The organism is Flavivirga jejuensis, from assembly GCF_030540765.1.
GTDB lineage: Bacteria > Bacteroidota > Bacteroidia > Flavobacteriales > Flavobacteriaceae > Flavivirga > Flavivirga jejuensis.
Window position 1 is genome coordinate 47,092 of sequence record NZ_JAUOEL010000013.1, and the last position, 7,716, is coordinate 54,807.

Genomic DNA, 7,716 nt, shown 5'->3' on the forward strand with positions numbered 1-7,716 from the left:
TTGCACCTTTTTAACGAAGTTTAGCTTATTTATGAAACAAATTTTCCCAAAAGAGATCATAGAAAACACTATTGAAGCTCATCAGTTTAAACATAGTAAACAAAGCAAAATAATTTATACTATAATTTTAATAACGCTCATTACAATTATTAGCTTATTACCATGTATTCATGTAGATATTTACACTTCAGCTAGGGGTTTTATAAAACCTGATAAAGAACGACTAATTGTCACTTCTATAAATTCGGGAAAAGTGATCTCTACTAACTTAAAAAATAATATTCCTATACAAAAAGGAGATACTTTATTAGCCCTAGATAACACCATAATTAATGAAAAACTAAATTTATCAAAGCATCAAACAGACGATATTAATCTATTTATTGATGACTTAATCTATTTGATAAACTCAAAAAAAGCGCAAAACAGTAAAATAAAATCTCCTAGATATAAAAAAGAATATCTCTTGTATAACCAGAAGGTACAAGAATTATATACTAGGCGAAAAAAATTAAAAAAGGATTATGACAGAAGTAAAACTTTATTCGAAAAAGGCGTTATAGCCAGAGTAGAATTTGAAAATGTAGTTTTTGATTATGATTTGGTTATAAATAGCCTTTATCAACTAAAACAACAACAAAGTAATATTTGGCAAACTGCTCTTACAGAATATAAGAATGATTTATTAGAAATAGAGAGTGTTACAAAGCAGTTACAAGACAATAAATCTCAATTTGTGGTTACTGCTCCTATAACAGGCACTTTAATTAGTGTAAAAAGCATAGAAAAAGGGAGTTTTTTAAATGCTGGTGATGCTTTTGCGAGCATATCACCCAATACCACGCTGCTAGTTGAATGCCTTATAAGTCCACAAGATATAGGCTTACTAAAACTTAACAATCAAGTAAATTTTCAAATAGATGCTTACAACTATAACCAATGGGGATTGGCTACGGGTAACGTTATTGAAATAAGTAAAGATATAGAGTTAATTGAAAATGCATCTGTATTTAAAGTACTGTGCCATATCAATGAAGATGCACTAAGTCTCAAAAATGGTTTTGAAGGCAAATTAAAAAAAGGGATGAGCCTCAATGCACAATTTAAATTAACTGAACGCACTTTATTTGATTTACTATACGATAAAGTTGACGATTGGGTAAACCCTAGCCAAAAAGAATTAGCAACTATTAATTAATGTTATACTGAGCAGAGTCGAAGTGTTAAAAATAATATAAGCCTATGAAAAGCATAAAACAATTAGAGCGCCTACAACAATTGCATCAACGTATAGAGCAAGAAAATACAGGTACACCAAAAGAGCTAGCTCAATTTATGAGTATTAGTGAACGCTTATTGTACAATTTAATAGAAGAATTAAAAGACATAAGTGCTCCTGTATGCTATAATCGAAGCCTTAAAACCTATTATTATAATGACGATTTTAAACTCCAAATTAATATATCGGTAACAGCACTTAGTAATAATGAAGTCTTACAATTGTTTGGGGGTAGTTATTTTTTAAAGAAAACGAACTCACTGCAAGGCTTGTGCAGTCTATCCGCATAAATTAGCTATATCAAAAAGCAAGACCAAATGTGGTGTAGTTAGACGTAACTTATTTGTGTTTTTGATAGTTTTTTGTAAAAAGTTTACAAAAATGTTTAACAATTAAAATTTTATATTTATGAAAAATTTAGAGAATTTTGGTATTCAAGAAATGAATACTAAAGAGATGAAAGAAGTTAATGGAGGTTTTTGGGGTCTTTTTGCATTAGCCGTAGTTATTGCAATAGCAGTTTTTGGTAAAAATGTAACAGTGAGCTAGTTTAGCTAATCAAAAACAAATGAATAATAATTAAATTTTATTTTATGAAAAATTTAGAAAAATTTAGTGTTCAGGAAATGAATAATAGCGAAATGGAAAAAGTTAATGGGGGTGGGATTTTTGCCGTTTTATTAATTGCAGTAGTTGGAGCTATTATACATCATCTTTGGAAACAATAATTCTAGAGGTAATAGCAAAAACAATTATTCTTTGACAGAAAAATAGTGAGGTTAATTTTACAACCTCACTATTTAGTTTATTAAAAATATGAATTTTAAAAAAAATATCGTTTTAATTACATGCCTTTTTTTTATTAAAATAAGTGCTCAATTAAAGATAGAAGATTCACATTCTTCAAAAGAGTTATATTCTTTCTCATTAATTGATGGGTCAAATTTGCTTACAATGAAGCAAGCTAATGAAAATTACTTGTCTGCAAACAGAATATTAACGAAGTTAATTGACAATGATGAATCTAAGATAGATGAGATTTTTAAATTTAGTGCTTCTTTTTTAGGTCTTATAATTACACATGAAGAAGGGCATAGATCTGTATTAACCAATTTAGAGATTGGCTCTATAAGTCAACCTTTTTCAATTTTTGACGGTGTAGCTTATGTAAAGGGGGTAACAGATGAAACTTTAATTAATTTAAGACAAAATAATTTTCAAGATTATATTCGTTTGCATACTGGGGGATTAGAATCAGATTATAGTATTACCCATAGAACAGAAAGTTTGATTGCTTTAGAGCTAGATGATTATAAAAACCTTGAAATAGATTATTTAACTCATAAATTTTCACATATTGGTTATTTTTTAACTGCACTTATTCCTAAATTATCTCCTAATTTAAAAGAGGAAGACAATGAGCTTGAAAGAGATATTGTTGGGCATGATATTTTTGGTGCCATAAGACATTTGCATCGACCAGATATGGAATTTTATAGATATACCAATTTTGGTGATTTAACAAAAGAAGAAAAACAGTTTATAAATAAAGTATCTATTTTGTCTTTATTAAATATAGCAAACCCTATTGTTTTTGGAAAAAGTAATTTTAAAATTAATGAAAAATTAAAAATTAATGCTGGTTTAGGATATACTTTAGCACCATTTGGAGGTTTTATTGATGAAAATTTTTGGTTTATTTTTAAAGATAGAATAAGAATTCATTCTTATTTAAGGCAATTTCATAATAAAGATAATTGGTTTTTAGGAGGAGGCATAAATTTATTAAATTACTCTTTTCATCAAGATAAACTTTTATTGAATTGTGGAATGAATTTTTGGTCTCAACCAAAAAACTTGTCCTTTATAGAAGAAAAAGGCGATTTTGGTTATGGTGGTAACCTTAACTTAGGCTATAAAGTTTACAATACTAAAAATAATAAACAAAGTATTTATTTAAATACCGGTTTAAGTTACAAAGAAGTTGGATTCATTCCAGAATATGCAAGCTTAGATGAAAATACTAAACTTAATTTTGGTTTTTCATTATTATGGTAATAATGAATTTTAATTCAATCATTTTACTGCAAGGTTTATGCAGTCGATACAATTAAATTTGATGTAATCAAAATAAAAAATCAGACGTGATTATAAGTTAGACGTAACTTCATTTTTTTGATAAAATTTGCTTAACAAATATTTAATAATTAGAATTATATTTATGAAAAATGTAGAAAATTTTGGTGTTCAGGAAATGAATGCTAAACAAGTTAAAAAGTGTAATGGTGGTATAATAGTAGAAATAAATATATTATTTGGACTTATGTTATATGGCGCTTATACAAAAGGGTATAATGATGGATATTCAGCTTAATAATTTTTAAAAACAATTACTATATGAAAAATATTGAAAATTACAATCTTAAAGAATTAAGATCAGAAGAGTGTCTCGATATTAATGGAGGTATTATTGGAGCATATTTAGTAGCTTCTCTTGCAGGAGCTTATTATCTTGGCTATGCAGTAGGATATCTTTCCAGATAAAGGTAAATACAGAAAAAATACCTTCTACATTTTGAGTAGAAGGTATTTGATTTTAATTTTGTAATTTTGTAAAAAAAAATATACAATGGTAGTTAAAAAAATACAATCAGTAATTTGGATAATTGCTGCTTTAATTATTGGTTCTTATTTCTTAGGTTACGCAGTTGGGTATCTTACACACTAAAAAAACACCTTCTATGATTTTGCTTAGGAGGGATTGGGTTTTAATTTAATAAAAAATTAAAACCCAATAAAATGTTAGATAAAAAAATACAATCTGGATTTTGGATAATAGCAGCCTCTTTTATTATTTCATTAATTATACTTTTTCTTTATTTTTTTAAGAGTTAGTTAACTAGATATATTACAAAAAAGGCTGATATTTATATCGGTCTATTTAGTTATAAATTAACCCGTTGTGCATTTAGGCTATATTAATTTTTAAGTTATTAATATTCCTATTAAACACGAACTTATTGATAAATTGAACCACTGTCATTGCTGTGATTTTGGACAAGATTCTATTTTTGAATCCATCAAAAGATTTGGCATAATTTCGTCTTATCATAAATTGATCACATAATTGAGAAAATAAAGTTTCAATACGTTTTCTTGATTTTTTAAATATGTAGGGTTGTTCTTTGTAATTAATCTGGTTGCTTCGCATTGGCGTTTCCAATCTTACATTATAACTTTCAAACAAATTTAATTGATATTCAGCAAATAAATATCCTCTATCTCCCAACAAGATACAATCTTTTAATTGCCCTTGGATATCTTTAAGATAGTTGATGTCATGAACCGAAGCAGGGCTTATATCTAAACTTTCAATGACTCCTTGAACCGAACAAACAGCGTGAAGTTTATAACCGTAATAATGCGTAGATTGACTAGCACAGTACCCTTTCACGGGCTGACTGTAGTTTTCTTCTTTACATATTCTACTTCTTGAGCTCCGAGATAATTTACATACCTCCAATGGCATACTATCAACTATGAAACAATCTTGAGAGTTATTCAACCTAAAAGCCATATCTTTTCGTATAGCTTCTCTAAAACTGAATAATTTCCGCTTACGCCTGTTATAAACACTTCGTTCTATTTTACTTGATAAAGCAATAGGCAATATCCTAAAAAGTTGACATTCACTATCAATGCTCATATATTCTGAGGTTAAATCAATGGCTATAAGTTCTAAATCGTTTAGCTTGGGTTTACGGATTTGATGTAAATAATCTGATTTTGCACCTAATCCTTTTAAAACCTCTAATATTTTATCGTAATTTGCTTTAAAGTTGTGCATCGCTAATTGTTGTGTCGTAACTACAATTTACTACTATTTAGTAGTTTGCACAACTTTTTCTAAATGCACAACGGGTTAAATTAATATTTATCATAGAGTTAAAACACGATTATTAACAATAATTGTGTTTTCTATTTTTTATGAAAGAATAATTTTCCCTGCAATACTTCTGCAGTAAACTCTTCTAATATTGCCATATAAATAAAAAGTATGGCAGGTATAAAAATAAAACAACACGATATTACAGATTGTGGTGCTGCATGTTTAGCATCAATAGCAGCCCATTACAACTTACAAATACCAATAGCACGCATACGTCAATATGCGGGCACCGATAAAAAAGGTACTAACGTTTTAGGGTTAATAGAAGCAGCACAAAAATTAGGTTTTGAAGCTAAAGGTGTTCGTGGTGAATTAGATAGTTTATTTAAAATACCTAAACCTGCTATCGCCCATATTATAGTTAAAGAACACCTACATCATTATGTGGTTATTTATGAGGTTACTAAAACTCATATAACTATTATGGATCCTGGAGATGGGAAACTTCATAAAAAAACACATGAAGAATTTACCAAAGAATGGACAGGTGTTTTAGTATTACTACTACCAAAAGAAGATTTTGTAGCTACAAACGAAAAGGTTTCTATATATAAGCGTTTTTGGTTTTTACTTAAACCACATAAATTTGTTTTAATACAAGCCTTTGTGGGTGCTGTGGTGTATACCTTATTAGGTTTTTCAACATCCATATATATTCAAAAACTAACCGATTTTGTTTTAGTAAGTGGTAATACTAGACTATTAAACTTACTAAGTATTATTATGATTTGTCTTTTGGTTTTACAAATAATTATAGGGGCATTTAAAGATGTGTTTTTAGTTAAATCTGGGCAACAAATAGATGCACGTCTTATTTTGGGCTATTATAAGCATTTACTAAAACTACCACAGCAATTTTTTGATACTATGCGTGTTGGTGAAATTATTTCACGTATAAACGATGCAGTTAAAATACGCACCTTTATAAATGGCGTATCTCTCAATCTAACAGTGAATTTATTAATCCTTGTTTTTTCATTTGGCTTAATGTTTTTCTATTACTGGAAACTAGCACTTATAATGCTTTTAGTAATACCTCTTTATGCACTTGTTTATTTTATAATGAATAAACTGAATAAAAAAACAGAGCGAACCATTATGGAACGTAGTGCAGATTTAGAAAGTCAGTTAGTAGAATCATTAAATTCTGTAGGAACTATAAAGCGTTTCGGTTTAGAAGGTTTTGCTAATATTAAAACAGAAACACGCTTTATTAATTTATTAAAGATAGGTTACAAATCGGCTTTAAATTCTGTCTTCTCATCTACAAGCTCTACTTTTATAGCACAGCTGTTTACTATAATATTACTGTGGAGTGGTTCTTATTTTGTGATTGAGAGAGAGATTACAGCAGGAGAATTATTGTCTTTCTATGCTATTGTGGGGTATTTTACAAGCCCCGTAGCTAGTTTAATAGGTGCTAATAAGGAAATACAGAATGCGCTTATTGCTGCCGATAGATTATTTGAAATTATGGATTTAGAGCGTGAAGAATCCGAGAATAAATTCAAACTTACCCAAGAGAAAATAGGAGATATTAATTTTAAAAATGTAAAATTCAGATACGGAACACGAGTAGAAGTTTTTAAAGATTTCAATTTAACAATCCCTAAAGGAAAAATTACAGCTATTGTAGGAGAGAGTGGTTCTGGTAAATCTACTTTAATGTCTTTGCTACAAAATATTTACCCCTTGCAAAGCGGGCAAGTTAGTATTGGTGAATTGGATTTAAATTATATAGATACTGCAAGTCTTAGAGAATTGGTTAGTGTGGTACCTCAAAAAATAGACTTATTTGCAGGTAATGTAGTTGAAAATATAGCTGTTGGTGAATTTGTACCTAACATGGAAAAAATAATAGACATCTGTAAATCTATTGGTATTTTAGAATTTATTGAAAGTTTACCTAACGGCTTTGGAACCTATTTAGGAGAAAATGGCGCGTCTCTTTCTGGAGGACAAAAACAACGGGTCGCCATTGCTAGGGCTTTATATAAAAACCCCGAAATATTGGTTTTAGATGAAGCAACATCGTCGTTAGATAGTAAATCTGAAAATTTTATTCAAAAAACGATAAGCACATTAAGAGAAAAAAATAAAACTATTATTATAATCGCTCATAGATTAAGTACCGTTATTAATGCCGATAAAATTGTAGTGCTAGATAAAGGAGAAGTATTAGAAGAAGGCTCACATAAAGAATTGTATTCTAAAAAAGGACATTATTTTAATTTATGGCAACAACAAATACCGCTTATAGAACTTTAAAAAACCACCCTATTTAATTCAAAAATTTTAATTAAGAAAATGATACAACTCATAATTTTGATAATAGATCTAGTATTAAATATTTTAATAAATATATAAGGCTCTAGTTTAATCGAGCTATTATTTGTATATTTATGTTATGGATTTACTAAAAATGAAGGAAGGTCTATCTAGTCTTTCAGAAGCAGAAAGGCTGGAATTACTAAAGGAATTGGAACAA

At 28.6% G+C, this 7,716-nt stretch carries 9 protein-coding genes; 8 read left to right on the forward strand and 1 reads right to left on the reverse strand.

From position 1 onward, the window contains the following. Positions 1 to 31: 31 nt before the first annotated feature. From Q4Q40_RS23495 to Q4Q40_RS23525, 7 genes are all read left to right on the forward strand, one after another. Positions 32 to 1,198, forward strand: a complete 1,167-nt coding sequence (locus tag Q4Q40_RS23495) for an HlyD family secretion protein (protein ID WP_303304500.1) — start codon at positions 32 to 34, stop codon at positions 1,196 to 1,198. A gap of 44 nt (positions 1,199 to 1,242) precedes the next feature. Next, positions 1,243 to 1,569, forward strand: a complete 327-nt coding sequence (locus Q4Q40_RS23500) for an HTH domain-containing protein (protein ID WP_303304501.1) — start codon at positions 1,243 to 1,245, stop codon at positions 1,567 to 1,569. Between the two features lie 118 nt (positions 1,570 to 1,687). Next, positions 1,688 to 1,828 (forward strand): class IIb bacteriocin, lactobin A/cerein 7B family, encoded by a 141-nt coding sequence (locus tag Q4Q40_RS23505; protein ID WP_303304502.1) that lies wholly within the window; start codon positions 1,688 to 1,690, stop codon positions 1,826 to 1,828. A gap of 44 nt (positions 1,829 to 1,872) precedes the next feature. Beyond that, complete coding sequence (locus tag Q4Q40_RS23510; protein ID WP_303304503.1) at positions 1,873 to 2,007, forward strand: class IIb bacteriocin, lactobin A/cerein 7B family; 135 nt, start codon at positions 1,873 to 1,875, stop codon at positions 2,005 to 2,007. A gap of 88 nt (positions 2,008 to 2,095) precedes the next feature. Next, complete coding sequence (locus tag Q4Q40_RS23515; RefSeq protein ID WP_303304504.1) at positions 2,096 to 3,337, forward strand: hypothetical protein; 1,242 nt, start codon at positions 2,096 to 2,098, stop codon at positions 3,335 to 3,337. Positions 3,338 to 3,500: 163 nt separating this feature from the next. Further along, positions 3,501 to 3,653 carry a hypothetical protein gene (locus tag Q4Q40_RS23520; protein WP_303304505.1) on the forward strand — a complete coding sequence of 51 codons (153 nt, stop codon included), beginning with the start codon at positions 3,501 to 3,503 and terminating at the stop codon, positions 3,651 to 3,653. A gap of 23 nt (positions 3,654 to 3,676) precedes the next feature. Further along, positions 3,677 to 3,823, forward strand: coding sequence for a class IIb bacteriocin, lactobin A/cerein 7B family (locus tag Q4Q40_RS23525; protein ID WP_303304506.1), 147 nt, complete (start codon positions 3,677 to 3,679; stop codon positions 3,821 to 3,823). Positions 3,824 to 4,247: 424 nt separating this feature from the next. Here the strand turns inward: Q4Q40_RS23525 and Q4Q40_RS23530 are convergent, their stop codons facing one another. Continuing rightward, a complete protein-coding gene (locus tag Q4Q40_RS23530; protein WP_303304507.1) occupies positions 4,248 to 5,126 on the reverse strand; it encodes an IS982 family transposase in 879 nt (292 codons plus the stop codon). Positions 5,127 to 5,336: 210 nt separating this feature from the next. On the opposite strand from Q4Q40_RS23530, the gene Q4Q40_RS23535 reads away from it, so the two are divergent. Further along, the gene (locus Q4Q40_RS23535) at positions 5,337 to 7,496 is read left to right on the forward strand and encodes a peptidase domain-containing ABC transporter (RefSeq protein WP_303304508.1); all 2,160 of its coding nucleotides are present in this window, start codon (positions 5,337 to 5,339) and stop codon (positions 7,494 to 7,496) included. The last annotated feature ends 220 nt before the right edge of the window (positions 7,497 to 7,716 follow it).

What these genes read in the sequence shown, in the direction of transcription:
- Q4Q40_RS23495 (WP_303304500.1), top strand. Translation starts at nt 32, where the DNA reads ATGAAACAAATTTTCCCAAAAGAGATCATAGAAAACACTATTGAAGCT.
- Q4Q40_RS23500 (WP_303304501.1), top strand. Translation starts at nt 1,243, where the DNA reads ATGAAAAGCATAAAACAATTAGAGCGCCTACAACAATTGCATCAACGT.
- Q4Q40_RS23505 (WP_303304502.1), top strand. Translation starts at nt 1,688, where the DNA reads ATGAAAAATTTAGAGAATTTTGGTATTCAAGAAATGAATACTAAAGAG.
- Q4Q40_RS23510 (WP_303304503.1), top strand. Translation starts at nt 1,873, where the DNA reads ATGAAAAATTTAGAAAAATTTAGTGTTCAGGAAATGAATAATAGCGAA.
- Q4Q40_RS23515 (WP_303304504.1), top strand. Translation starts at nt 2,096, where the DNA reads ATGAATTTTAAAAAAAATATCGTTTTAATTACATGCCTTTTTTTTATT.
- Q4Q40_RS23520 (WP_303304505.1), top strand. Translation starts at nt 3,501, where the DNA reads ATGAAAAATGTAGAAAATTTTGGTGTTCAGGAAATGAATGCTAAACAA.
- Q4Q40_RS23525 (WP_303304506.1), top strand. Translation starts at nt 3,677, where the DNA reads ATGAAAAATATTGAAAATTACAATCTTAAAGAATTAAGATCAGAAGAG.
- Q4Q40_RS23530 (WP_303304507.1), bottom strand. Translation starts at nt 5,126, where the DNA reads ATGCACAACTTTAAAGCAAATTACGATAAAATATTAGAGGTTTTAAAA.
- Q4Q40_RS23535 (WP_303304508.1), top strand. Translation starts at nt 5,337, where the DNA reads ATGGCAGGTATAAAAATAAAACAACACGATATTACAGATTGTGGTGCT.